A 25,193-nucleotide genomic window follows, 5' to 3' on the forward strand; every position below is an offset into this window, starting at 1 on the left:
GCACCGGCGGCCCGGAGACGGGGACCGCACCGCACCAGTAAGAAGCGAGGAGGCCATGCGCACACCCCGTACGACCCCCGCGACCGGCGCCGGGGCGCCGCCGTCGCCGCCCGCGCGCGGCCGTCGCGCGCACGCCGGACCACCGGCCGACGAGAGCCCGGCGGAGCCCGCGGGCGAGACACCGGACTCGGTCTCCACGCGCACGTGGCGCATGCGTATACGCCCGGGCACCGTGCGCGCCAAGATCGTCTGTTTGCTGATGGTGCCCGTGGTCTCCCTCCTGGCCCTGTGGGCGTACGCCACCGTCACCACCGCCCAGGACGTCTCCCGGCTGCGCCAGGTCCAGCGGGTGGACGCCCAGGTCCGGGCCCCGGTGAGCGCCGCAGTCGCCGCGTTGCAGGCGGAGCGGACGGCGGCCGTACGCCGCGCCACCGACCCGTCGGCGGTGCCGGCCGGCGATTACGAGGAGCTGTCCGCACGCACCGACCGGGCCGTCGGGAAGCTGCGGCTCGGCGAACACAGCACCGTCGCCGACAGCGAGGAACTGCCCGCCGGAGTGGCTCGGCGGCTCGAGGCGTTCGTCACCGGTGCCGAGGAACTGGGCCCGCTGCGCAGTGCCGTGCTCGAGCGCCGCGCGGACTGGGCGGAGACCTACCGGCGGTACACGACGGCCATCTCGGCGGCCTTCGGGGTGGGCGGTGCGCTGAGCGGTGTCCAGGACGCGGATCTCGGCTCCGACGCGCGCGTGCTGGTCGAGTTCGCCCGCGCGGGCGAGGCGCTCGCCCAGGAGGACGCCGTACTCGCCGGTGCCCGGCTCGCCGGCGGCCTCGACGGCGAACGACTACGGCTGTTCAGCGGCGCCGTCGGCGCCCGCCGTGCCCTCACCGAGTCCGCCGTCGCGGATCTGCGCGGCCCGGACCGCGCCGCCTGGCTGGAACTCGCCGGCGGCGCCGCCTACACGACGGTGGGCGCCGCCGAGGACAGGCTGCTGGACGGCGGTGCGGACGACCGGCCGGTCGACGCCGCGGCATCCCGCAGTTCCTGGGACACGGCCCACGCGCGGGTGCAGGACGGCATGCGGACCATCGAAGGGGACGCCGGGCGAGGAGTCGCCGACCGGGCCGACCCGTTCACCCGCGGTGTGCTCACGCCGGCCGGGGCCGCCGTCCTCCTCGGTCTCCTCGCCGTCGCCGCGTCCCTGGTCATCTCCGTCCGCATCGGCCGCGGCCTCGTGGTCGAGCTGGTGAGCCTGCGCAACAGCGCCCTGGAGATCGCCCGGCACAAACTTCCCGAGGCCATGCGCCGGCTGCGCACGGGCGAGGAGATCGACATCCGCGCCGAGGCCCCGCCGGGGGCACCCGCCGAGGACGAGGCCGGGCAGGTCGCCGAGGCCCTGGGCACCGTGCACCGCGCCGCGCTGCGGGCCGCCGTCGAGCGCGCCGAGCTCGCCAGCGGCATCTCCGGGGTCTTCGTCAACCTCGCCCGCCGCAGCCAGATCCTCGTCCACCGCCAGTTGAGCCTGCTCGACAGCATGGAACGCCGCTCCGACGACCCGAACGAACTGAGCGACCTGTTCCGTCTCGACCACCTCACCACCCGGATGCGCCGCCACGCCGAAAGCCTGATCATCCTCTCCGGCGCGGCTCCCGGACGAGCCTGGCGCATGCCGGTCCCGCTGACCGACGTCGTCCGTGCGGCGGTCTCCGAGGTCGAGGACTACGCGCGCGTGGAGGTACGGCAACTGCCCGAGGCGTCCGTCGTCGGCGCCGCCGTCGCCGACCTCACGCACCTCGTCGCCGAGCTCATCGAGAACGCCGCGCAGTTCTCGCCGCCCCACACGCGCGTGAGCGTCACCGGCGAGCCCGTCGGCAACGGCTACGCGCTGGAGGTGGAGGACCGCGGGCTCGGCATGGGCCAGGAGGCCCTCGCGGAGGCCAACCGCCGCATCGCCCAGTCCGAGGCACTCGACCTGTTCGACAGCGACCGGCTCGGCCTGTTCGTGGTCAGCCGGCTCGCGTCCCGGCACGCCATCAAGGTCCATCTGAGGACCTCGCCCTACGGCGGCACCACCGCTGTCATCCTCCTGCCCACCGCTCTGCTGGACAGCGGAGCGGCGGAACGTTCCCCCGAGGACGCCCGACTGCTCCAGGCGCACTCACGGCCGGCACCCGAAGCGGCACAGAAGGAAGCCGCACGGACGGCGGCGGAGCCGGAGGAGCACAGGTACGCGCGCGTGCCCGCCGGCATCCCGCGCCAGGAGCCCGTGGCCGCACCGGCCGACCGGCCCGCGCTGGTGGCGCCCGTACCCGCCGCGGCGGAGGCCACGACCACAAGCCGGCCCACAGGAGCGCCTGCCTTGCGTCTGCACCCGTCCACAGGCCGGTCCTCCGGCCGGTCCGGCGACCGATCCCCCGACCGAGCCGCGGAGTCCGACGACCTCCCCCGCCGTGTACGCCAGGCCAGCCTCGCCCCCCAACTGCGCAGCGGGCGACCGGAGGAACCCGCCCAGCCCGTCCCACCGCACGACCCCGACGAGCGCACCCCCGAGCGCGTACGCGACCGCATGGCGGCCTACCGCGACGGCTGGACGCGCGGCGGTGGCAGGCAACCCGGCCGCGGAGCCCCGCCCGGCCCGACGACCGTCCGCGACACCAGCGAAGGAGACCCCGCATGATCCAGGATCCCCGCACGACACCCGACCGGCGGACCCGCGAACTCGACTGGCTGCTGGACGACATGGTCGTGCGCGTGAGCGAAGTGCGGCACGCCGTCGTGCTGTCGAACGACGGGCTCGCCGTGGGCGCGTCGACCGGCCTCGGCCGCGAGGACGCCGAGCACCTGGCCGCCGTCTCCTCCGGTTTCCACAGCCTCGCCAAGGGCGCCGGCCGGCACTTCGGCGCCGGGGGCGTGCGCCAGACCATGGTGGAGATGGACGACGCGTTCCTGTTCGTGGCCGCCGCGGGGGACGGCTCCTGCCTCGCCGTCCTCACCGCCGTGACCGCGGACATCGGCCTGGTCGCCTACGAGATGGCACGGTTGGTCAGACGTGTCGGCGAGCACCTCTACACGCCCCCACGCGCAGCGGCCCGGCCGCCCGCCGCGGGATGACGCGGGAGGGCGGTCCGCGCAGATGACCGACGACATCACGGGCGGCGTCCCCGACCGGCCGGGCGGCCAGTGGTACGACAACGAGGCCGGACCTCTGGTCCGCCCCTACGCGATGACGGGCGGCCGCACCCACCCGGGCCCCGCCGGAGTGCGGTTCGACCTGATCGCCCTCGTCACCCTGGACCCGGGCGCACCCGCGGCCGACCACACCGCGCTCGGACCGGAACACCGGGCCCTGATCGAGCTGTGCCGCACGGAGACCCAGTCGGTCGCCGAACTCGCGGCCGACGCGGATCTGCCCGTGGGCGTCGTCCGGGTGCTCCTCGGCGACCTGGTCGAACTGGGCTCCGTGACCGTCAGCCGCCCCGTACCGCCCGCGCAACTTCCCGACGAACGCATTCTGCGCGAGGTGATCAACGGGCTGCGCGCCCTGTAGAGCCGCCCGAACCGAGGAGAAGAGGCCGCAGGCCATGCCGGCGAAGAACGCCCACGACGACTCGCCCATCCGTAACGGCCGCTCGCGCACGCCGAGGCCGCCGCACACACCCCCGGCCGTCCGCCGTCGTCCGCACCCACGAGAGAAGTGATCCATGGTCTCCGAACACCCCGACGCCGCCGGCGGCGACACGACCGCGCTGGCCTTGAAGATCCTCGTCGCCGGAGGATTCGGCGTGGGCAAGACCACCCTGGTGGGCGCGGTCAGCGAGATCAGACCGCTGCGCACGGAGGAACTGCTGTCCCAGGCCGGCCAAGGAGTCGACGACACCGGCGGCATCGACCAGAAGGTCACCACGACCGTCGCCATGGACTTCGGACGCATCACCATCCGGTCCGGGCTCTCCCTCTACCTCTTCGGCACCCCGGGCCAGGACCGCTTCTGGTTCCTGTGGGACGAACTCGCACAGGGCGCCCTCGGCGCGGTCGTCCTCGCGGACACCCGGCGCCTGGAGGACTGCTTTCCGGCGGTGGACTACTTCGAGCACCGGCACATCCCGTTCGTGGTGGCCGTCAACTGCTTCTCGGGCGCTCGCCGCCACGGCACCGAGGACGTCCTGCGCGCTCTCGACCTCGACGCCGGAACGCCCGTGGTGCTGTGCGACGCGCGGGAACGCGACTCGGGGAAGGAGGTGCTGATCCGGCTGGTCGAGTACGCCGGGCGGGTGCACACCGCCCGGCTGCTCGACTCGGTGCGGTGACCGGCTCACCGCCCCCCGGCGGCGACCGCGCTCCGAGTGCCGGCGCGCCGCACCGCCCGCGCAGCGGCCTCAGCCCGCCACGGCCTTCTGCGCCACGACCTTGTCGACGGTGACGCGGACCAGAAGCTCGCCCGGGACGCCGTTGCGCGCCCCCAACTCCTCGGCGCGGTCCTCGCCCATGTACCGGGCCCCGATCCGCGCGGCCCAGTGCCTCAGTTCGGCGAGGTCGTCCACGATCCTCGCGCGGCCCTGCAGCACCACGTAGTCGAAGGGCGGCCGGTCGTCGTCCACACACAGGGCCACCCGGCCGTCCCGGGCCAGATTGCGGCCTTTCACGGTGTTCTCGCCGGTGTTGAACACCACCTCGTCCCCGTCCAGCAGGAACCAGATCGGCGCCACGTGCGGACTGCCGTCCGCGCGAACGGTGGAGAGCTTCGCCGTGCGGGTGCCGTGGGAGACGAACGCCCGCCACTCGTCATCGGTCATCTTCTGTGCCATGCACCAATCCTCCTTGCCCGCGGCACGGGTGTGGGGAAGGCTGGCGGGCAGATCCCCCGCGCAGGGGGAGACGACGCATACGGGGACAACACGGGGAGACCGGATCATGGTGCAGAAGCAGGGACTCGGCTGGCTGCTGGACGACCTGACCGAGCGGGTGGAACACGTACGGCACGCGCTGGTCCTGTCCAACGACGGGCTGGTGACCGGCGCGAGTACGGGACTGCGGCGGGAGGACGCCGAGCACCTCGCCGCCGTCTCGTCCGGACTCCACAGCCTGGCCAAGGGCTCGGGCCGGCACTTCGGCGCCGGCGGGGTACGGCAGACGATGGTCGAGTTCGACGACGCGGTGCTGTTCGTCACGGCAGCGGGCTCCGGCAGCTGTCTGTGCGTGCTCAGCGGCGCGGAGTCCGACATCGGGCAGATCGCGTACGAGATGACGCTGCTCGTCAACCGGGTCGGCGAACACCTCGACGTCGACGCGCGGCAGCCGGACCGGTTTCCGTCCATAGACCTCTGACCAGGTCTTTCGGAGATCATTTCGGCGCTCGTCGACGGCAGGCGCGGAGTTGTCCACAGGCTCGTAACGGGTGGCGCGGCAGCGGCTACGGTTCTGTGTCAGGCGGCCGAGGACGGCGTCGGCCGGCACACTCCACGGGGGAGACGAGCATGTCCGGAAAGACCATCACGCACGACAGCGCGGCCACCGTCGAACGGATCACCACGCCCCCGGAGGGTTCGGTCGCGCCCAGCCGGGCGGCACGAGAACTCGGTCTCGGGCGAGACGAGTTCGATATCGCCGTGCAGCTCGGCCGCATCCGCACCGTCCCCGACGACGGGGGAGGCGGGCGGCGGGTGCCCCGGGCCGAGATCCAGCGGGTCCGGACGGAGGTGGGCTTTCCCGAGGCCTTGCGGGAGCGCGTCCGGACGGTGGGAACGACGGACGGCGCGGCCCTCCTGGAGGTGACGAAGGCACGGTTCACCCGCCTCGCCAGGCTGGGGCTGCTGGTGCCCACGACGTTCTCCCTCAACCGCTACCGGGCCGTCGTCTGGCGGTATCTCGCCGACGAACTGCGCAAGTTCGCGGCCGACGAGCGGAACGCGGCACTGCTGTCGGGGCGCACACCGCAAGGCCTGCGGGACCAGCTGGCGGAGGGTCTGGACCTGCGCCCCCGCAACTGGCGGGGCCGGCACCTCGCATGTCTGCTCCGGCGGACGGAGGACCCGTGGGCCCGAGCGGCCGCCGTGGCCTCACTGCTCGACCCGGTCGACGTCTCGGAGGTCGTCAGGGACCCCTACGAACGCTCCCACCTGAGCCGGTTCCGCCCGGCCCGCCGGGTCCACGGCTCACCGGGCTCCCCGGCCGCGCAGATCGCCGGAGAACTCATGACGGCGGCCGATCCTGACGAGATCGACCGGCTCAGGGCCGACCTGGCGCGCGAGGTGCGCCACGCGCGGGTACTCCGCCCGGCACCACGCCCGGCCCCACGGGAGCAGCAACAGGGTCCGGCACAGACGGCGCACGAGCATCGTCCAGTACCGGGACGGCACGAGCATCGCCGGGCCCCGGCGGCGCACGGACACCGGCCCGCACGCCCCGCCCTTCGGCCGGTACCGGACCCACCCGCTCCGGCACCGGCGCGGCCCCGGGCCGAGGAGACCGGACGGCTCCGCGGCCTGCTCGGCCGGCTCCGGCGCGGAGGCTCGTGACCTACAGGGACCGGAACAGGCCCTCCTGGACGACGGACACCAGCAGGCGCCCCTCCAGGTCGTAGATCCGCCCGCGGGCCAGCCCCCGTCCGCCGGTCGCGATCGGGGACTCCTGGTCGTACAGGAACCACTCGTCGGCACGGAACGGCCGGTGGAACCACATGGCGTGGTCCAGCGACGCCATGTCGAAGCCCCGCGGCCCCCACAGGGGTTCCACCGGGATGCGCACGGCGTCCAGGAGGGTCATGTCGCTGGCGTAGGTGAGGGCGCAGGTGTGCACGAGCGGGTCGTCGCCGAGCGGTCCGACCGCGCGCATCCACACGGCGCTGCGCGGCTCGGCGTCCGCGACCTCGTCGGCGCTCCAGCGCAGCCGGTCGACATAGCGGATGTCGAAGGGCTGACGGCGGGCCATCCGCTCCAACTGCTCCGGCAGCGCGCCCAGGTGGGACCGGAGCTCGTCGGTGAGCGTCGGCAGGGACTCGGGGTCCGGGACCTTGCGGGCCGGGGGCAACTGGTGCTCGAAACCCCCCTGTTCAGGCTTGTGGAAGGAGGCGGTGAGCGTGAAGATCGTGCGGCCCTGCTGCACGGCGGTGACCCGGCGGGTCGTGAACGACCTTCCGTCCCGGTCCCGTTCGACCTGGTACACGATCGGCACGCCGGGGCGCCCGGGACGCAGGAAGTACGCGTGCAGCGAGTGCACCGGGCGGTCGCCCTCCGTGGTGCGCCCGGCGGCGACCAGCGCCTGGCCGGCCACCTGGCCGCCGAAGACCCGCTGCAGCGACTCCTCGGGGCTGCGGCCGCGGAAGATGTTGACCTCGATCTGCTCCAGGTCGAGCAGGGCGACAAGGCTTTCTGCCGGGTTCGTCATCGGTGGGTCTCTCCTGTGCTCACAGCTGGCCGACATCGGTGACACGGACGACCGCCCGGCCCTCGGCGTCCGAGGCCGCGAGATCGACCTCGGCGCTGATGCCCCAGTCGTGGTCGTCGTTCGGGTCGTCGAAGATCTGCCGCACGCGCCACAGGCCGTTCTTCGGCTCCTCCTCGATCACCAGCAGCTTGGGGCCGCGGGCGTCGGGACCGGTGCCGAGGTCGTCGTACTCGTCCCAGTACTTGTCCATGGCCTCGCCCCACGCGTCGGCGTCCCAGCCGGCGTCGGCGTCCATCTCGCCCAGCTCCTCCACCTGGTCCAGAGCGGCGAGCTCGACCCGTCGGAACATGGCGTTGCGGACGAGGACGCGGAAGGCGCGCGCGTTGGCGGTGACCGGCCGTACCTGGTCGGCCTTCTCCTGGGCCTCCTCGGCGGTCATCACCTCGGGGTTGGCGAGCTGCTCCCACTCGTCCAGCAGGCTGGAGTCGACCTGGCGCACCATCTCGCCGAGCCACTCGATCAGGTCCTGGAGGTCGTCGGACTTCAGGTCGTCGGGGACGGTGTGGTCGAGGGCCTTGTAGGCGCTGGCGAGGTAGCGCAGCACGATGCCCTCGGTGCGGGCCAGATCGTAGTGGGACACCAGCTCCGTGAAGGTCAGCGCCCGCTCGTACATGTCACGGATGACCGACTTCGGCGACAGCGGATGGTCACCGACCCACGGGTGGCTCCTGCGGTACGTGTCGTACGCGTGGAAGAGCAGCTCCTCCAGGGGCTTCGGGTACGTGATGTCCTGGAGGCGCTCCATGCGTTCCTCGTACTCGACGCCGTCCGCCTTCATCGCGGCCACGGCCTCACCGCGCGCCTTGTTCTGCTGGGCGGCGAGGATCTGCCGCGGATCGTCCAGCGTGGACTCCACGACGGACACCATGTCCAGCGCGTACGACGGCGACTCGGGGTCCAGCAGCTCGAACGCGGCCAGCGCGAACGTGGACAGCGGCTGGTTCAGCGCGAAGTCCTGCTGGAGGTCCACCGTCAGGCGGACGATGCGGCCCTCGGCGTCGGGCTGGTCGAGCTTCTCGACGATGCCGCCGTCCAGCAGCGAGCGGTAGATGGCGATCGCCCGCCGGATGTGCCGCAGCTGCTGCTTGCGCGGCTCGTGGTTGTCCTCCAGCAGGTGCCGCATCGCGGCGAAGGCGTTGCCGGGCCGGGCGATCACCGACAGCAGCATCGTGTGCGTGACCCGGAAGCGGGAGTTCAGCGGCTCCGGCTCGGAGGCGATGAGCTTCTCGAACGTGTTCTCCGACCAGGCCACGAAGCCCTCGGGGGCCTTCTTGCGGACGACCTTGCGCCGCTTCTTCGGATCGTCACCGGCCTTGGCGAGCGCCTTCTCGTTCTCGATGACGTGCTCGGGCGCCTGGGCGACGACGAAGCCCTCGGTGTCGAACCCCGCGCGTCCGGCCCGGCCGGCGATCTGGTGGAACTCACGGGCCCGCAGCGTGCGCACCCGGGTGCCGTCGTACTTGGTCAGCGCCGTGAACAGCACGGTGCGGATCGGGACGTTGACGCCCACGCCGAGCGTGTCCGTCCCGCAGATCACCTTCAGCAGACCGGCCTGCGCGAGCTTCTCCACCAGGCGCCGGTACTTGGGCAGCATGCCGGCGTGGTGCACGCCGATGCCGTGCCGGACGTAACGGGAGAGATTGCGGCCGAACTTCGTGGTGAAGCGGAAGGCGCCGATCAGCTCGGCGATCTTCTCCTTCTCCTCACGCGAGCACATGTTGATGCTCATCAGCGCCTGCGCCCGCTCCACGGCCTGCGCCTGCGTGAAGTGCACGATGTAGACGGGCGCCTGCCGGGCCTCCAGCAAGTCGGTGAGCGTCTCGGTGAGCGGCGTGTAGCGGTACTCGTAGGACAGCGGCACCGGGCGGGTGGCCGAGCGGACCACCGACGTGGGGCGGCCGGTGCGGCGCGCGAGGTCCTTCTCGAAGAACGAGACGTCACCGAGCGTGGCCGACATCAGGACGAACTGCGCCTGCGGCAGCTCCAGCAGCGGGATCTGCCAGGCCCAGCCGCGGTCCGGCTCCGCGTAGAAGTGGAATTCGTCCATGACGACCTGGCCGATGTCCGCGTGCTTGCCGTCGCGCAGCGCGATCGAGGCCAGCACCTCGGCGGTGCAGCAGATCACGGGGGCGTCGGCGTTCACCGAGGCGTCGCCGGTGAGCATGCCGACGTTCTCGGTGCCGAACAGCTTGCACAGCTCGAAGAACTTCTCCGACACCAGCGCCTTGATCGGAGCCGTGTAGAAGGTGACCTCGTCCCGGGCCAGGGCGGCGAAGTGAGCGCCCGCCGCGATCATGCTCTTGCCGGAGCCGGTGGGCGTCGACACGATCACGTTGGCGCCGGAGACCACCTCGATCAGCGCCTCCTCCTGATGGGGGTAGAGCGTGAGACCGCGCTCCTGGGCCCACGACTCGAAGGCTTCGTACAGGGCATCGGGGTCGGCGGTCGGCGGGAGCTGGTCGATGAGGGTCACGCCCCCATCTTGCCTGGCCCGGGCCGCGATGGGGGAATCGGATGCCGAAACGAAGATCACGACCGCTACGCTGGGTCGCCGACGGCGCATCAGCGGGACCGGCGACGGACCCGGACAACTGGACAGCGGCAGACGAGGAATGGGGCGGGCAAGCGCGATGATGGGACCAGCACACTCACTGTCGGGCGCCGCGGCCTGGCTCGGTGTCGGGGCGGCGACCGCCGCGGCCGGACACCCGATGCCCTGGCCGGTGCTGCTCGTCGGGGCCCTGATCTGCGCCGGCGCCGCCCTCGCCCCGGACCTCGACCACAAGGCGGCCACCATCTCGCGGGCCTTCGGGCCCGTCTCCCGGTGGCTGTGCGAGATCGTCGACAAGCTGTCGTACGCCGTCTACAAGGCCACGAAGAAGCGGGGCGACCCGCGCCGCTCGGGCGGACACCGCACGCTCACGCACACCTGGCTGTGGGCCGTCCTGATCGGCGCGGGCGCCTCGGCCCTGGCCGTCACGGGTGGCCGTTGGGCGGTACTCGCGATCCTTTTCGTGCACATGGTGCTGGCCATCGAGGGCCTGCTGTGGCGGGCGACCCGCGGCTCCAGCGCGGACGTGCTGGTCTGGCTGCTGGCCGCGACCAGCGCGTGGATCCTCGCCGGGACACTGGACAAGCCGCAGGGCGGCTCGGACTGGCTGTTCACCGCGCCGGGCCAGGAGTACCTGTGGCTGGGACTGCCGATCGTGCTGGGTGCGCTGGTGCACGACATCGGGGACGCGCTGACCGTCTCGGGCTGCCCGATCCTGTGGCCCATACCCGTCGGCCGCAAGCGCTGGTACCCCATCGGTCCGCCGAAGGCCATGCGGTTCCGGGCGGGCAGCTGGGTGGAGCTGAGGGTGCTGATGCCGGCCTTCATGGTGCTCGGCGGAGTGGGCTGCGCGGCGGCGCTCAACTTCATCTGACGCACCCGGCCGGCCGCACCCGGCCGGGACGGGGCACGGGTTCCCCGGGCGTGCGCCCGCTGGACCCGCGCCCCAGGGACGTGCGTCTCGGCCGCTCAGCCGGCCCCGCCGGTGCCGCCCTCCCCCTCGCCGCTCCCGTAGCGCCGCTCGAAGCGGGCGACGCGCCCCTCCGAGTCCACCGTCCGGGCCTTGCCCGTGTAGAAGGGGTGGCTCTCCGAGGAGATCTCCACGTCCACCACCGGGTAGGTCTCCCCGTCGTCCCAGGCGATGGTCTCCTCGCTGGTCGCGGTGGACCGGGTGAGGAAGGCGTATCCGGCGGCGCGGTCGCGGAAGACGACGGGCCGGTAGTCGGGGTGCTTGTCCTGCTGCATGGCTGCTCCTCGTACGGCGCGGATCGTCGCGGCGGCGGCGCGGGAAGGCCACGGCGGGTGGTGTCAGCCGGGCAGGGAGTCCTCGTCGACGACGTGCATCGCGGCCTCCTCGGCGGACGCCGCCGCCCCGTCGATGCCCACGTCCCTGGCGACCAGCGCCGGCTCCTCGTCCTCGTGCGCTCCCTCGTCGGGTGCCACGAGCCGGCCGGAGCGGCCCGCACCGACCTCGTCGTCCAGCAGTTCGCCGTCGGTGCCCTCGGAGTCGCCCAGGCCGTCGCCGTCGGGGGCGACAGGATCCGGCTGCTCCTCGGCGAGCCGCTGCTCCAGCGTCTCGCCCCGATGACGTTCGGCGGCCGTCACACCGGTGTGCTCGACCGCCCAGGGCCGCTCGGGCGGGGACCAGCCCCGGTCGAGGGGATCGTCGACACCGTCGTACTCGAGGGTGTCCTCGCCGTCGAGCAGCCCGGTGTCCTCCCTCTGCTCGGAACCGTCGGGCTGGTAGACGTCATCTCCCCATCCGTCGGCGCTGTTCACGGGTACCTCCAGGGGGTGGGGGCCGTCCCCTTCTCACCGTGGACCACGGCGGGCCGCCGCTGCACGGGGCACAGGCGTCACCCGTCGCCGAATCACGCGGTTCCCGGGCCTTCCCCGAGCCGGTGCCTCCTCCCAGCCTTCCACCCCCGTTCGGGACCGCGCAACGGCACGGGACCAGTGCCGGGCAGTGCGGCATCCCCAGGGGCGCGGGGAACCGCGCGACGAGCCACGGACCACCCGCGGCCACCGACGACGACCAAGCCCCCCAGTCCTCCGCCCCGCCCTGCCCCGTGCCGCGGGGACCGGCGCGCCCCCGTCCGCATGGCCGAGCGGCGAGCGCCGAGCGCCGAGCCCCGGTCAGCCGTGCCACGACCGCCAGAGCGCCGCGTAGGCACCGCCCGCCGCGACCAGCTCGTCGTGGCTGCCCAGCTCGCTGATCCTGCCGTTCTCGACGACGGCGATGACGTCCGCGTCGTGGGCGGTGTGCAGGCGGTGCGCGATCGCGACGACGGTGCGGCCGTCCAGGACGCGGGCCAGGGACCGTTCGAGGTGGCGCGCGGCCCGCGGGTCGAGGAGGGACGTCGCCTCGTCCAGCACCAGGGTGTGCGGGTCGGCCAGCACCAGGCGGGCCAGCGCGATCTGCTGGGCCTGTGCCGGTGTGAGCGCGTACCCGCCGGAGCCGACCTCGGTGTCCAGGCCCTCGTCCAGCCCCCGGGCCCAGTCGTCCGCGTCGACCGCGCCCAGCGCCGCCCACAGCTCGGCGTCGGTGGCACCGGTGCGCGCGAGACGGAGGTTGTCGCGCAGGGAGCCCACGAAGACGTGGTGCTCCTGGTTGACCAGCGCGACGTGCGAGCGGACCCGCTCGGCGGACATCCTGGACAGTTCCGCGCCGCCCAGGGTGATGCTGCCGTCGCGGGGTCCGTAGATACCGGCGAGCAGCCTGCCCAGCGTCGACTTGCCCGCACCCGAAGGGCCCACCAGGGCCAGCCGCGTCCCCGGGGCGACCTCCAGCGACACCTTGCGCAGGACGTCCACGCCCTCCAGGTAGCCGAAGTGCACCCGGTCGGCGTGCACGTGCCGTCCGTCCGGCGCCAGCGAGGCGTCACCGGCGTCCGGCTCGATGTCCCGCACGCCCACCAGCCGGGCCAGCGACACCTGGGCCACCTGGAGCTCGTCGTACCAGCGCAGGATCAGCCCGACCGGGTCGACGAGCATCTGCGCGATCAGCGCGGCCGTGGTCAGCTGGCCGACGCCGATCCACCCCTGCAGGACGAACACACCGCCGATCAGCAGGACGGAGGCGAGCACGGTCACATGGGTGACGTTGATGACCGGGAAGAGCACGGACCGCAGCCAGAGCGTGTAGCGCTCCCAGGCCGTCCACTCCGTGATCCGGCGCTCCGACAGCTCGATGCGGCGGGCGCCGAGGCGGTGGGCCTCGACGGTGCGCCCGGCGTCCACGGTCTCCGCGAGCGCGGCGGCCACGGCGGCGTACCCGGCGGCCTCCGAGCGGTAGGCGGAGGGAGCCCGGCGGAAGTACCAGCGGCAGCCGATCACCAGCAGCGGCACGGCGAGCAGTACCACCGGGGCGAGCGGCGGCGCGGTGACCACGAGTCCGCCGAGCAGCAGCACCACCCACACCACGCCGATGGACAGCTGGGGCACGGCCTCGCGCATCGCGTTGGCAAGCCGGTCGATGTCCGTCGTGATCCGGGAGAGCAGATCGCCGGTGCCGGCCCGCTCCAGTACGCCCGGCGGCAGTCCGACCGACCGCACGAGGAAGTCCTCGCGCAGGTCGGCCAGCATCCGCTCGCCGAGCACGGCACCGCGCAGCCGCACCTCGCGCACGAACACGGCCTGGACGACGAGCGCCAGCAGGAACAGTGTGGCGGTGAGCCCCAGGTGCAGCTCACGGGTGTCGTCCGAGACGCGTTCCACGAGCCCGCCCAGCAGGGTGGGGCCCGCCATGGAGGCGATCACGGCGAGGGTGTTGACGGTGACGAGCAGGAGGAACGCACGGCGGTGCCGGCGCAGGAGCTCGCCCGCGTAGGCGCGTACGGTCGCGGGGGCTCCGACGGGCAGGGTGCTCGCCGTCGTCGGGGCCGCCGGGTCGTACGACGGGGGCGCCACGCCGATCATGCCGTCTCCTCGATCTCTTCCAGTCGGTGCAGTGCGTCGCCCAGCGGCTCGCCGAGGGAGCCGCCGTCGCGGTCCGGCGCGTTCTCGGCCTCGTGCCCGGTGCGTCGCGCGGCGGTCTCCTCGTCGGTCTCGCGGGTGACGACGGCCCGGTACCGGGGCTCGTTGCGGAGCAGGTTCCGGTGGACGCCCACCGCCGCCACCCGGTCGTCGTGCAGGAACACGATGCGCTCCGCGCGGTCCAGCACCAGCGGTGACGAGGTGAACACGACCGTCGTGCGCCCTGCGCGCAGGCTCCGTACGCCCTCCGCGATCCGCGCTTCGGTGTGCGAGTCCACCGCGGAGGTCGGTTCGTCCAGGACGAGCACCTCCGGGTCCGTGATCAGGGACCGGGCCAGGGCGAGACGCTGGCGCTGGCCGCCCGAGAGGGAGCGGCCCCGCTCGGTGATGCGGGCGTCCATCGGGTCGTCGGTGCCCAGCGATCCCTGAGCGAGCGCCGCCAGCACGTCCCCGCACTGGGCCGCGGCCAGCGCTTCCTCGGCGGCGACGGCGCCGGAGGCCGGTACGTCGAGCAGTTCCCGCAGCGTGCCGGAGAGCAGCACCGGGTCCTTGTCCTGGACCAGGACGGCCGTGCGCGCGGAGTCCAGCGGCAGCTCGTCGAGCGGCACCCCGCCCAGCAGGGCCGAGGCGCCCTCCTCCGAGGGGTGCCCGCCGAGACGTTCCGCGAGACGGCCGGCCGCGTCGGGATCGCCGCACACCACGGCGGTGAGCAGGCCCTTGGGCGCGAGCAGACCGGTGGACGGGTCGTACAGGTCCCCGTTCGGCACCTCGGCGGCGCGCGACCCCGCGGTGTCCGTGGCCCGTTCCAGCGCCAGTACGCGTGCGGCCCGCTTGGCCGAGGGCCGGGAGAAGGAGTACGCCATGGCGATCTCCTCGAAGTGCCGCAGCGGATAGGTGAGGATCATGACGGAGCTGTAGACGGTGACGAGTTCGCCGACGCCGATGCGGCCCTCGCGGGCCAGGTGCACGCCGTGCCAGATCACCGCGATCAGCAGCAGTCCCGGCAGCAGCACCTGGATCGCGGAGATCAGGGACCACATCCGGGCGCTGCGGACGGCCGCGTGCCGCACCTCCTGAGAGGCGCCGCGATAGCGGTCGAGGAAGAGCTCCTCGCCGCCGATGCCGCGCAGCACCCGCAGTCCCGCGACGGTGTCCGAGGCCAGTTCGGTGGCGCGTCCGGCCTTCTCGCGCTGGACGTCGGCCCGCCGGGTGGCGCGGGGGAGCAGGGGCAGCACCGCGAGGGCCAGCACGGGCAGACCCGCCGCGACGACGACGCCGAGCGACGGCTCGTAGACGACCAGGCCGACGCAGACCAGCACGATGGTCACCGCCGCCGCGGTGAACCGGGACACGGCCTCCACGAACCAGCCGATCTTCTCGACGTCGCCCGTGGAGACGGCGACGACCTCGCCGGCCGCGACGCGGCGGGTCAGAGCCGAGCCCAGCATCGCGGTCTTGCGGGCCAGCAGTTGCTGGACGCGGGCCGCGGCGGTGATCCAGTTGGTGACCGCGGAACGGTGCAGGAAGGTGTCGCCGAGGGCGTTGCCCACGCAGCACAGCGCCATGAGGCCGCCGGCAGCGGCGAGTCGGGCGCCGGAGCGGTCGACGACGGCCTGGACGGCGAGGCCGACGCAGAAGGGGAGGGCGGAGACGGAGGCGAAGTGCAGCAGGCCCCAGGCCAGCGACTTGAGTTGGCCACCCAGCTGGTTCCGGAACAGCCACCACAGAAAGCGGGGGCCCGAGCGCGCGTCGGGCACGCCCGGGTCGGGATACGGAAGGTCTTGGATCTGCATGACGTCCCAGAGGCTCGGGTCAGGGGGTGCCGCGCGACGCGGCATCAAGAGGCTGCAAACCGTGAAAGGTTCGCGTCGCGGCGTGCCCAAAATCAAGCGGTTTTCCGCGATGGGGTACGAATCCGGCTGCCGTGCCCCGGCGGCCGGGCCGGTGCAACGACCGGGGCGGCCGGGAGCGTTGCGGGCGGCGGGTGCGACGATGGACCGATGCGAAGCGGTGGAGCACGGCGTACGACGGTCGCGATGGTGGCATTCGGTTCTCTTCTGGCGGCGCTGTCCGCCTGCGGCGGCGGACCGTCCGGGCACGGTGCGACCCGGCCCGCCGGCGGCGCGGCCGGCACGAGCGGCGCCCCGGCCGACACCACGCGGATCCCGGGTGTCGGCGACCGGTTGCAGCAGCGCATTCCCGCCGAGTCCCGTCAGGTCGTCGCGGTGTACGGCGAGGGCAGGGACTCCGCCGCGTCCACGGTCGTGCTGTACACGAAGCAGGGTTCCGTCTGGCACCGGACGCGCAGTTGGGCGGCGCACAACGGCCGGAAGGGGTGGACGACCGACCACCACGAGGACGACAAGCGCAGCCCCGTGGGTGTGTTCACGCTCAGCGACGCGGGCGGCGTGCTCCCCGACCCGGACCCGGCACCGGGCGCGGGACTGCCCTACACCCGGTCCGCCGACTTCGCGGCGCCGCGCTCGTGGGGCACGTCGTACTGGCACGACTTCGACTACGTCATCGCCATCGACTACAACCGGGTCAAGGGCACGTCGCCGAACGACCCGACCCGCCCCGAGGGCGCGTCCAAGGGCGGTTCGATCTGGCTCCACATGGACCACGGCAGCGGCACGTCCGCCTGCGTCAGCCTCCCCAAGGCCGGGATGGAGTACCTGCTGCGGACGCTTGACCCGCACCGGCATCCGGTGGTGGTGATGGGGGACCGGGCGGACCTGATGGCCTGACCGGTCCGGGCGCGGCGCATTGCCTACGCCGTGCCGGACCCGTGTCCGTTCCCGGGTAGCGTGTCGGGCCCGTCGACCAGCGTGTCCAGGAGTCCGCCCAGTACGGCGCGCTGCTCGTCCGTGAGCGGGGCGAGGATCTCCTCCGCGGCCCGCCGCCGTGCGCCGTGCACCTCCCGCAGGGTCGCGCGCCCGTCGTCCGTGAGCTCGATCCGGATGACCCGGCGATTGGCCGGATCAGGGGCGCGGCGCACCTTCCCGGCCGCCTCCAGCCCGTCGACCAGTGTCGTGACCGCCCGCGGCACGACCTCCAGCCGCTCGGCCAGATCGGCCATGCGCGGCGGCGAGCCGTAGTGCGCCAGCGTGCGCAGCAGCCGGGACTGGGCCGGTGTGATGCCGAGGTCGCGCCGTTCGAGATGGCGCTTCTGGATGCGGTGCACCCTGCGGGTGAGCCGCAGCAACTGCTCGGCGAGCAGGCCGTCGGGGTCGGGGGCGGTCATGCGGGAACAATAACAGGACGACGTTCATTGTGAGTAGGGGTAACAATGAGCTATGGTCCGTCGTCCGTCAGGCCCCCGACCCGCGCGGTCTGTTCGGCCTTCCCTCTCGCCCCCCGTAGGAGCCCATGCATCCCGACCGTGAAACCACCTGGACGCCACCCGCCGGTGCCGAGGAACAGCCCCGGCAGGTGCGCCGCATCCTGAAGCTCTTCCGTCCCTACCGGGGCCGTCTCGCGATCGTCGGACTGCTCGTCGGCGCCGCGTCGCTGGTCTCGGTCGCCACGCCCTTCCTGCTCAGGGAGATCCTCGACGTCGCCATCCCGGAGGGGCGCACCGGCCTGCTGACCCTGCTCGCCCTCGGCATGATCCTGGGCGCCGTCCTCACCAGCGTCTTCGGCGTGCTGCAGACGCTGATCTCCACGACGGTCGGCCAGCGCGTCATGCACGACCTGCGCACCGCCGTCTACGGCCGGCTCCAGCGCATGTCCCTCGCCTTCTTCACCCGCACCCGCACCGGCGAGGTCCAGTCCCGCATCGCCAACGACATCGGCGGCATGCAGGCCACCGTCACCTCCACGGCGACCTCCCTGGTCTCCAACCTCACCAGCGTGGTCGCCACGATCGTGGCGATGGTCGTCCTGGACTGGCGCCTGACCGTCGTCTCGCTGCTGCTCCTGCCGGTCTTCGTGTGGATCAGCCGCCGGGTCGGCAGGGAGCGCAGGAAGATCACCACCAGACGCCAGAAGCAGATGGCGGCGATGGCCGCCACCGTCACCGAGTCGCTCTCCGTCAGCGGCATCCTGCTGGGCCGCACCATGGGCCGCTCCGACTCGCTCACCCGCGCCTTCTCCGACGAGTCCGAGCGGCTGGTCGACCTGGAGGTACGGTCGAACATGGCGGGCCGCTGGCGCATGGCGGTCATCACGATCGTCATGGCCGCCATGCCGGCCGTCATCTACTGGACCGCCGGCATCGCCCTCCAGCTCGGCGGTCCGGACGTCTCCCTCGGTACCATCGTCGCCTTCGTCTCGCTCCAGCAGGGACTGTTCCGCCCGACGGTGAGCCTGCTGTCGACCGGCGTCCAGATCCAGACCTCCCTCGCCCTCTTCCAGCGCATCTTCGAGTACCTCGACCTGCCGATCGACATCACCGAACGGGACGAGCCCGTCCGTCTCGACCGGGTCAAGGGCGAGGTGCGCTTCGAGAACGTCGAGTTCCGCTACGACGGCAAGGGCGGCCCGGTCCTCGACGGCATCGACGTCACCGTCCCCGCGGGCGGCAGCCTCGCCGTCGTCGGCCCGACGGGCGCGGGCAAGTCCACGCTCGGCTACCTGGTGCCGCGCCTGTACGACGTGACGGGCGGCCGGGTCACCCTCGACGGGGTCGACGTACGGGACCTGGACTTCGACACCCTCGCCCGCTCGGTCGGCGTCGTCTCGCAGGAGACGTACCTCTTCCACGCCTCGGTCGCCGAGAACCTGCGCTTCGCCAAGCCGGACGCCACCGACGAGGAGCTCGAGGCGGCGGCGCGGGCGGCCCAGATCCACGACCACATCGCCGCCCTGCCCGACGGCTACGACACGGTCGTCGGCGAACGCGGCCACCGCTTCTCCGGCGGGGAGAAGCAACGCCTGGCCATCGCCCGCACCATCCTGCGCGACCCGCCCGTCCTCGTCCTCGACGAGGCGACCAGTGCCCTGGACACCCGCACCGAGGCCGCCGTGCAGGACGCCATCGACGCCCTGTCGGCCAACCGCACCACCATCACCATCGCGCACCGTCTGTCCACCGTCCGGGGCGCCGACCGGATCGTGGTCCTCGACGCGGGCCGCCTGGCCGAGCAGGGCACGCACGAGGAGCTGCTGGCACGGGACGGGCGGTACGCGGCCCTGGTGCGGCGGGACGCCCGACTGGAGCCGACAAGGTGACGATATGCCGGGATTGAGATGACAAGAGGGTTACCGTGCCCGCATGCACATGAACACTCCGCGACGGAGCGCGAGGAGCGCGAGGAGCCCGAGAACCCCGAGATCCCTGAGAACGCCGAGCACCCCGAGACACCCGAGGCCCCCCAGGGGAACGGTCCGGCTGACACGCCTGGGCCGCGTCGCCCTGATCGCGACCGGGGCCCTTGTGGCCGGGTCCGCCGTGGCGGTGCCGCTGCTGATGACGGACGGCGAGGGCGAGTCCCGGCCCACGTCCCTGGTGATCCCGGAGGGCTGGCGCGCGACCCAGGTCTACGAGGCCGTCGACAAGACCCTCGACCTGCCCGTCGGCACCACCGAGCAGTCCCTGGCCAGAGCCGACCTGAAGCTGCCGAACGACGCCGAGGGCAACCCCGAGGGCTACCTCTTCCCGGCGACCTACCCGCTCGGTGAGCAGCCGACCCCGGAGAAGCTGCTGGCGGCCATGGTCGACACGGCGAGGAAGAAGTTCCACGGAGCCCCGATCGCCGCGGGCGCCCAGCGCAACGCGCTGAACGTCTACCAGGCGGTCACCATCGCGAGCATCGTCCAGGCGGAGGCCGCGACCAAGGACGACATGGGCAAGGTGGCCCGGGTGATCTTCAACCGCCTGGAGCGGGGCATGCCGCTGCAGATGGACTCCACCATCAACTACGCCCTGGGCCGTTCCACGCTCGCGACGAGCACGCAGGACACCCGGATCGACAGCCCCTACAACTCGTACCAGCGGATGGGCCTGCCGCCCACGCCCATCGACAACCCGGGCGACGAGGCGATGCGCGCGGCGATCGACCCGACCCCGGGCGACTGGCTGTACTTCGTGACGGTCAAGCCCGGCGACACCCGCTTCACCGCCGACTACGCCGAGCACCAGCGCAACGTCGACGAGTTCCGCAGCAACCGGCGGAGCGCCTCGCCCCCGGCCGGTGACGGGGCCCGGTGAGCCGGCGGGGCGTCACGCGGCGACCGGTTCCTCCTCGGCCAGCAGCCGCCTGATGTCCCGTACGGCCGCGCGTCCCGCACGGTTGGCGCCGATGGTGCTGGCCGACGGCCCGTAACCGACGAGGTGGACCCGCGGATCGGCGACCGCGCGCGTCCCCTCGACACGGATGCCGCCGCCCGCCTCCCGCAGCCGCAGCGGCCTCAGGTGCTCGATGGCGGCCCGGAACCCCGTGGCCCACAGGATGACGTCGGCGGCCACCTGCCGGCCGTCGCTCCACTCGGCCCCGTCGGGCGTGATCCGGTCGAACATGGGCTGCCGGTCCAGCACGCCGGACTCCAGTCCCGCCCGGATCGCGTCGTTGAGCGGCAGTCCGGTCACCGAGACCACACTCTTCGGCGGCAGCCCCTGCCGCACCCGCTCCTCCACGAGCGCCACCGCCGCCCGGCCCGCGTCCTCGTCGAAGGGCCCCTCACGGAACACGGGGGGCCGCCTGGTGACCCAGGTGGTGGCCGCGGCGTACGGGGCGATCTCCAGCAGATGCTGCGTGCCCGACGCGCCCCCGCCCACCACGATCACGCGCTGCCCGGCGAACTCCTCGGGCCCCGCGTACTGAGCGGTGTGCAACTGGCGGCCACGGAAGGTCTCCTGGCCCGGGTAACGCGGCCAGAAGGGGCGGTCCCAGGTGCCGGTCGCGTTGATCAGCGCCCGCGTGGACCAGGTGCCGTCCGACGTCTCCACGAGCAGCCGCCCGCCGTCCCCCTCGCGCACCGCGCGGACGTCGACGGGGCGCCTCACCCGCAGGTCGAAGGCGCGCTCGTACGCCGCGAAGTACTCGGCGACGACCGCGGAGGACGGCCGCGCCGGATCGGCGCCGGTGAGCTCCATGCCGGGCAGGGCGTGCATGCCGTGCACCTTGCCGTACGTCAGCGACGACCAGCGGAACTGCCAGGCGCCGCCGGGCCCGGGGGAGTGGTCGAGGACCACGAAGTCGCGCTCGGGCTCGAACCCGGTGCGCCGCAGGTGATAGGCCCCGGCCAGCCCCGCCTGACCGGCTCCGACGACGACGACCTCGACCTCGCGTGTGTTGTTCACGTTTCTACCAACGGTGCGCCCGCTCCCGATCTTCCCGTGACCGCGTCCCCGGCCCGACGCTCCCACCCCTCACGCGCCGCGTGCGTCAGGATGGGGGGCATGCCAGATGCCTTCACCACCCGAGTCATCAACCTCGCCACCGGCTCCGCGGAACGGGTCGCCGACATCACCGGTGACTGCGAGTCCTTCCTCCGCGAGGTGGCGGCGGGCCGCGACGGCCTCCTCAGCGTCTTCGTCCCGCACGCCACCGCCGGGATCGCGATCATCGAGACGGGCGCGGGCAGCGACGACGACCTGCTGGCCGCCCTGCACACCCTGCTTCCGGCCGACGACCGCTGGCAGCACCGCCACGGCAGCCCCGGCCACGGCCGCGACCACGTCCTGCCCGCCTTCGTCCCCCCGCACGCCACCCTGCCGGTGATCGACGGCCGCCTGGAACTCGGCACCTGGCAGTCGGTGTGCCTGGTGGACACGAACCGTGACAACCCCGAACGCCGGGTGCGCCTCAGCTTCCTGGGGTAGCCGGGACCCCCGGGACGGCTGGAGCCCCGGAACGGTCCGGGCCGGAGCCGGACGGGTGCCGGAGGCGGTCAGTCGGTGCCCTCGATATGGAGGGTCAGCCGCTTGAGCAGTGCGGCGAGGCGGGTGCGGTCGCGGGCCGCGAGGGCGCCGAACAGCTCGTCCTCGGCCTTGCCGCGGAGCGCCATCGCCCGTTTCCAGACGGCGAGGCCGGCCTCGGTCACCTCGATGTCGACGCGACGCCGGTCGTCCGTGGCCGGTGCCCGGCGGACCCAGCCGGACCGCTCCAGCGCGTCGAGCCGGCCGGTCATCCCGGCGGCGCTCACGCCGAGATCGGCGGCGAGGGCGGAGGGGGTCGTCCGGCCCGGGGTGTCCCGGATCATCAGGTGATGCAGCGTCTCGTACTCGTGGATCTGGAGCCCGGCCCCTTCGACGGCGCGGCGCGTGCTCTGCTTGAGGTGGCGTCGGATCCGGTCCAGCCGGACCGTGATCGCCTCCACTTCGTCGTCGAAGTCGATGCCGATCCAATGGTCCCGCCAGCGGTCGACATGGCGGTCCGCCCAGTCGTGCGGCTGGTCGGGGTGGGGTTCCTCCATGCGCCGATCCTAGCCTTGTGTTTCGGTACCGGATAATTGGTTGACGAACATTTCGGTGCCGAAATACCTTCCTCGCCGTGAAGCGACGAAGTCATCGAGTCCTGCGCCACCACGGCTTCCGGTACCTGGTGGCCGGAACCGCGGTCAACGCGCTCGGCAACGCCATCACACCGGTAGCCCTGGCGTTCGCCGTTCTCGACCTGGGGGGATCGGTCGTCCAGCTCGGCCTGGTGGAGGCCGCGTTCGCCGCGTGCCAGGTCGTCACCACGCTCGCCGGCGGCGTGCTGGGCGACCGGGTCTCGCGGCGGCTGATGATGACGGGGGCGTCGGTCGTCAGCGCCCTGGTCATGGGAGGGCTGGCCGGCGCGCTGCTGCTGGACGTCGCCACCATCCCGCTGATCGCGGTTCTGGGCGGGCTCGGCGGCGTGGTCTCGGCGCTGGGGCGCCCCTCCGCCATGGCGATGACCCGGCTGGTCGTGCCGCAGGACGAACTGGGCGACGCGGTCGCGCTGCGCACACTGCTCCAGACCGGCGCCTCGACCGTCGGCTACGCCGTGGCGGGGGTGCTGGTCGCCGCCGTGGGCTCGGGGTGGGCGATCGTGGCCGACGCCTGCACCTTCGCCTTCGCCGCGGTGGCCTTCGCCCGTCTCCGCGTCCCGCACGTGCGCACGCCCCGGGCGGCGTCGGCCGTCGCGGACCTCAGGGACGGCTTGCGGGAGGTGATGCGGCACAGCTGGCTCTGGCTGCTCATCCTCCAGGCCCTCCTCTACCACCTCTTCTACGGCGGGGCGCAGGCGGTGCTCGGCCCCGTCGTCGTGGGCCAGGGGATCGGCCGGTCGGCCTGGGGGCTCGCCCTGTCGGTCCTGATGGCCGGGTTCGTGACCGGCGGCCTGCTCTGCCTCCGGATCCGGCCGCGACGGCCGCTGGCGGTCGGTGTGGTCCTGCTCGCGTCCACGGGCCTCTTCCCGCTCGCCATGGCGCTCTCCGACACGCTGTGGCCCATCCTGCTCGGCGCCTTCCTGCACGGCCTCGGCCTGCAGATGTTCGACGTGTACTGGGAGCAGTCCATCCAGAGCCACGTCCCGGAGGACAAACTCGCCCGGGTCTACGCCTTCGACACGGTCGGCTCCTTCGTGGCCCGCCCCGTCGGCCTCGCCCTCACCGGTCCGGTCGCCACCGCCGTCGGCTTCGAGACGTGGCTGCTCGTCGTCGCCGTGGTGATCTCCGGGGTGTCGCTCATCGCGCTGGCCGCGCGGGGGGTGCGCGACCTGGAGCGGGTGGGCTGAGACCCGGTGCGGCAGCTCCCGGTGGCGGGGGAAAAAAACGCACCGCCCCCGGGGCCTCGTCGGGACTCCGGGGGCGGTGCGGCCGGGCCATGCCTCACGCTCGGGCGCGCCGCACCACCCCCGCCACCAACGGCCACGCCAGCAGCAGCACGATCACCCCGTACACCGTCACCGCGAACGGCGTGTTCACCAGGCCCGTGACGCTGCCGTCGCTGATCTGCAGGGCGCGCCGCAGTTGCTGCTCGGCGTTGGGGCCGAGGATGACGCCGATCACGGCCGGCAGGATCGGCAGGCCGTAGCGCCGCATGCCGAAGCCGACCAGGCCGATGATCAGCAGGATCACCAGGTCGACGACCTCACCGCCGACGGCGTAGGCGCCGACCGCCGCGAAGAACATGATCCCCGCGTAGAGGTAGGGCCGCGGGATGCGCAGCAGCTTGGCCCACACCGGTGCCAGCGGCAGGTTGAGGGCGAGCAGCAGCACCATGCCGACGAAGAGGGAGGCGATCAGGCCCCACACCAGCTCGGGCTCGCGCTCGAAGAGGAGCGGGCCGGGCTGGATGCCGTACTGCTGGAAGGCGGCCAGCATGACCGCGGCGACCGCCGTGGTGGGCAGTCCCAGGGTCAGCATGGACACCAGCGTGCCCGCCGCCGAGGCCGACGCCGCCGACTCCGGGCCGGCCACGCCCTCGATGGCGCCCTTGCCCCACTCGTCCTTGTGCTTGGACAGCCGCTTCTCCGTGACATAGGAGAGGAAGGTGGGGATCTCCGCGCCGCCCGCCGGGATCGCGCCGAACGGGAAGCCGATGAACGGGCCGCGCAGCCACGACTTCCACGTCCGCCGCACATCGCCGCGCCCGAGCCAGGGCCGGCCCACCGGTATCGGCTCGGCCGTCCCGCGCCGCAGATGCGCCGCCACCCAGAGTGCCTCGCCGATCGCGAAGAGACCGACCGCGACGATCACCACGTCGATGCCGTCGGCGAGTTGCAGGGAGCCGAAGGTCAGCCGCTGCTGGCCCGTCATCTGGTCCAGGCCCACCAGACCGATCGTCAGGCCGATCAGCAGGGAGGCCAGGCCTCTGATGCGCGACGAGCCCAGCACCGAGGTCACCGCGATGAACGCCAGCACCATGATGGCGAAGTAGTCGGGCGCGCCGATGTCCACCGCCAGCTCGGCCACCGTCGGCGCCAGCACCACCAGCAGGATCGTGCCGATCATGCCGCCCGCGAAGTGGCCGATGGCGGCGGCCGCCAGCGCCTGTGCGCCGCGCCCCGCCTTGGCCATGGGGTTGCCCTCCATGGCCGCGACCACCGCGGCGCTCTCGCCCGGGGTGTTGAGCAGGATGGAGGTGGTCGAACCGCCGAACATGGCGCCGTAGTAGATGCCCGCGAACATGATGAACGCGGCCACCGGGTCCAGCCCGTACGTCACGGGCAGCAGCAGGGCCACCGCCATCGCGGGGCCGATGCCGGGCAGCACGCCGATGGCCGTGCCGAGCAGGACACCGAGGGCGGCCCACAGGAGATTGAGCGGGGTGAGGGCCGTGCCGAAGCCGTCCAGAAGGGAGTTGAGGGCGTTCATG

General features: G+C 72.8%; 23 protein-coding genes. 12 read left to right on the forward strand and 11 right to left on the reverse strand.

Translation table 11 applies throughout. From position 1 onward, the window contains the following. Positions 1-55 precede the first annotated feature (55 nt). From ACIRG6_RS22775 to ACIRG6_RS22790, 4 genes are all read left to right on the forward strand, one after another. Positions 56-2,674, forward strand: coding sequence for a sensor histidine kinase (locus ACIRG6_RS22775; RefSeq protein ID WP_403324299.1), 2,619 nt, complete (start codon positions 56-58; stop codon positions 2,672-2,674). Then, entirely contained in the window at positions 2,671-3,108 is a 438-nt protein-coding gene (locus tag ACIRG6_RS22780; protein ID WP_318217505.1) for a roadblock/LC7 domain-containing protein, read from the forward strand. Before ACIRG6_RS22775 ends, ACIRG6_RS22780 begins: the two co-directional genes overlap by 4 nt. A 22-nt stretch (positions 3,109-3,130) precedes the next feature. Then, on the forward strand, positions 3,131-3,544 hold the full coding sequence (locus tag ACIRG6_RS22785; protein WP_350717692.1) for a DUF742 domain-containing protein: 414 nt from the start codon (positions 3,131-3,133) through the stop codon (positions 3,542-3,544). 154 nt (positions 3,545-3,698) lie between these two features. Further along, on the forward strand, positions 3,699-4,304 hold the full coding sequence (locus ACIRG6_RS22790) for a GTP-binding protein (protein ID WP_403324303.1): 606 nt from the start codon (positions 3,699-3,701) through the stop codon (positions 4,302-4,304). A gap of 69 nt (positions 4,305-4,373) precedes the next feature. On the opposite strand, the gene ACIRG6_RS22795 is transcribed toward ACIRG6_RS22790, so the two are convergent. After that, positions 4,374-4,802 (reverse strand): PPOX class F420-dependent oxidoreductase, encoded by a 429-nt coding sequence (locus ACIRG6_RS22795; RefSeq protein ID WP_350717694.1) that lies wholly within the window; start codon positions 4,800-4,802, stop codon positions 4,374-4,376. Between the two features lie 106 nt (positions 4,803-4,908). Here ACIRG6_RS22795 and ACIRG6_RS22800 point away from each other — a divergent pair, with 106 nt between their 5' ends. Together ACIRG6_RS22800 and ACIRG6_RS22805 are read left to right on the forward strand one after the other, a co-directional pair. Continuing rightward, a complete protein-coding gene (locus ACIRG6_RS22800; protein WP_239766888.1) occupies positions 4,909-5,322 on the forward strand; it encodes a roadblock/LC7 domain-containing protein in 414 nt (137 codons plus the stop codon). Positions 5,323-5,471: 149 nt separating this feature from the next. Beyond that, positions 5,472-6,512 carry a DUF6397 family protein gene (locus ACIRG6_RS22805; protein ID WP_403324306.1) on the forward strand — a complete coding sequence of 347 codons (1,041 nt, stop codon included), beginning with the start codon at positions 5,472-5,474 and terminating at the stop codon, positions 6,510-6,512. 1 nt (position 6,513) lies between these two features. On the opposite strand, the gene ACIRG6_RS22810 is transcribed toward ACIRG6_RS22805, so the two are convergent. Next, complete coding sequence (locus tag ACIRG6_RS22810) at positions 6,514-7,380, reverse strand: acyl-CoA thioesterase (RefSeq protein ID WP_364819049.1); 867 nt, start codon at positions 7,378-7,380, stop codon at positions 6,514-6,516. A 19-nt stretch (positions 7,381-7,399) separates the two neighbouring features. Continuing rightward, positions 7,400-9,913: a DEAD/DEAH box helicase gene (locus tag ACIRG6_RS22815; RefSeq protein ID WP_403324308.1), complete on the reverse strand. Its 2,514-nt coding sequence runs from the start codon at positions 9,911-9,913 to the stop codon at positions 7,400-7,402. 157 nt (positions 9,914-10,070) lie between these two features. Here ACIRG6_RS22815 and ACIRG6_RS22820 point away from each other — a divergent pair, with 157 nt between their 5' ends. After that, positions 10,071-10,865, forward strand: a complete 795-nt coding sequence (locus ACIRG6_RS22820; protein WP_239766892.1) for a metal-dependent hydrolase — start codon at positions 10,071-10,073, stop codon at positions 10,863-10,865. Between the two features lie 95 nt (positions 10,866-10,960). On the opposite strand, the gene ACIRG6_RS22825 is transcribed toward ACIRG6_RS22820, so the two are convergent. From ACIRG6_RS22825 to ACIRG6_RS22840, 4 genes are all read right to left on the reverse strand, one after another. Next, positions 10,961-11,236: a type B 50S ribosomal protein L31 gene (locus ACIRG6_RS22825; protein ID WP_225630194.1), complete on the reverse strand. Its 276-nt coding sequence runs from the start codon at positions 11,234-11,236 to the stop codon at positions 10,961-10,963. Positions 11,237-11,299: 63 nt separating this feature from the next. Then, entirely contained in the window at positions 11,300-11,770 is a 471-nt protein-coding gene (locus tag ACIRG6_RS22830; RefSeq protein ID WP_318217499.1) for a DUF5709 domain-containing protein, read from the reverse strand. A 357-nt stretch (positions 11,771-12,127) separates the two neighbouring features. Next, the gene (locus ACIRG6_RS22835; protein WP_364678544.1) at positions 12,128-13,909 is read right to left on the reverse strand and encodes an ABC transporter ATP-binding protein; all 1,782 of its coding nucleotides are present in this window, start codon (positions 13,907-13,909) and stop codon (positions 12,128-12,130) included. After that, on the reverse strand, positions 13,906-15,759 hold the full coding sequence (locus ACIRG6_RS22840; RefSeq protein ID WP_403324311.1) for an ABC transporter transmembrane domain-containing protein: 1,854 nt from the start codon (positions 15,757-15,759) through the stop codon (positions 13,906-13,908). The genes ACIRG6_RS22835 and ACIRG6_RS22840 overlap by 4 nt, the downstream gene beginning before the upstream one ends. A gap of 207 nt (positions 15,760-15,966) precedes the next feature. Here ACIRG6_RS22840 and ACIRG6_RS22845 point away from each other — a divergent pair, with 207 nt between their 5' ends. Beyond that, positions 15,967-16,713 (forward strand): hypothetical protein, encoded by a 747-nt coding sequence (locus tag ACIRG6_RS22845; protein ID WP_403324313.1) that lies wholly within the window; start codon positions 15,967-15,969, stop codon positions 16,711-16,713. A gap of 23 nt (positions 16,714-16,736) precedes the next feature. Here the strand turns inward: ACIRG6_RS22845 and ACIRG6_RS22850 are convergent, their stop codons facing one another. Then, a complete protein-coding gene (locus tag ACIRG6_RS22850; protein WP_350717711.1) occupies positions 16,737-17,210 on the reverse strand; it encodes a MarR family winged helix-turn-helix transcriptional regulator in 474 nt (157 codons plus the stop codon). Positions 17,211-17,335: 125 nt separating this feature from the next. Here ACIRG6_RS22850 and ACIRG6_RS22855 point away from each other — a divergent pair, with 125 nt between their 5' ends. Further along, a complete protein-coding gene (locus ACIRG6_RS22855) occupies positions 17,336-19,138 on the forward strand; it encodes an ABC transporter ATP-binding protein (protein ID WP_350717713.1) in 1,803 nt (600 codons plus the stop codon). A gap of 220 nt (positions 19,139-19,358) precedes the next feature. Beyond that, positions 19,359-20,117: an endolytic transglycosylase MltG gene (gene mltG / locus ACIRG6_RS22860; protein WP_403324444.1), complete on the forward strand. Its 759-nt coding sequence runs from the start codon at positions 19,359-19,361 to the stop codon at positions 20,115-20,117. Between the two features lie 12 nt (positions 20,118-20,129). Here the strand turns inward: mltG and ACIRG6_RS22865 are convergent, their stop codons facing one another. Continuing rightward, positions 20,130-21,209, reverse strand: a complete 1,080-nt coding sequence (locus tag ACIRG6_RS22865; protein WP_403324317.1) for an NAD(P)-binding domain-containing protein — start codon at positions 21,207-21,209, stop codon at positions 20,130-20,132. Positions 21,210-21,308: 99 nt separating this feature from the next. Here ACIRG6_RS22865 and ACIRG6_RS22870 point away from each other — a divergent pair, with 99 nt between their 5' ends. Then, complete coding sequence (locus ACIRG6_RS22870; RefSeq protein ID WP_189231298.1) at positions 21,309-21,731, forward strand: secondary thiamine-phosphate synthase enzyme YjbQ; 423 nt, start codon at positions 21,309-21,311, stop codon at positions 21,729-21,731. Between the two features lie 68 nt (positions 21,732-21,799). Here the strand turns inward: ACIRG6_RS22870 and ACIRG6_RS22875 are convergent, their stop codons facing one another. Continuing rightward, positions 21,800-22,324, reverse strand: a complete 525-nt coding sequence (locus tag ACIRG6_RS22875) for a MarR family winged helix-turn-helix transcriptional regulator (protein WP_364678560.1) — start codon at positions 22,322-22,324, stop codon at positions 21,800-21,802. A gap of 77 nt (positions 22,325-22,401) precedes the next feature. Here ACIRG6_RS22875 and ACIRG6_RS22880 point away from each other — a divergent pair, with 77 nt between their 5' ends. After that, positions 22,402-23,610 carry an MFS transporter gene (locus ACIRG6_RS22880; RefSeq protein ID WP_403324320.1) on the forward strand — a complete coding sequence of 403 codons (1,209 nt, stop codon included), beginning with the start codon at positions 22,402-22,404 and terminating at the stop codon, positions 23,608-23,610. Positions 23,611-23,704: 94 nt separating this feature from the next. On the opposite strand, the gene ACIRG6_RS22885 is transcribed toward ACIRG6_RS22880, so the two are convergent. Then, positions 23,705-25,192 (reverse strand): tripartite tricarboxylate transporter permease, encoded by a 1,488-nt coding sequence (locus ACIRG6_RS22885; protein ID WP_364819037.1) that lies wholly within the window; start codon positions 25,190-25,192, stop codon positions 23,705-23,707. Position 25,193: the final 1 nt, after the last annotated feature.

Source organism: Streptomyces flaveolus, from assembly GCF_044765825.1.
GTDB classification, from domain to species: domain Bacteria; phylum Actinomycetota; class Actinomycetes; order Streptomycetales; family Streptomycetaceae; genus Streptomyces; species Streptomyces flaveolus.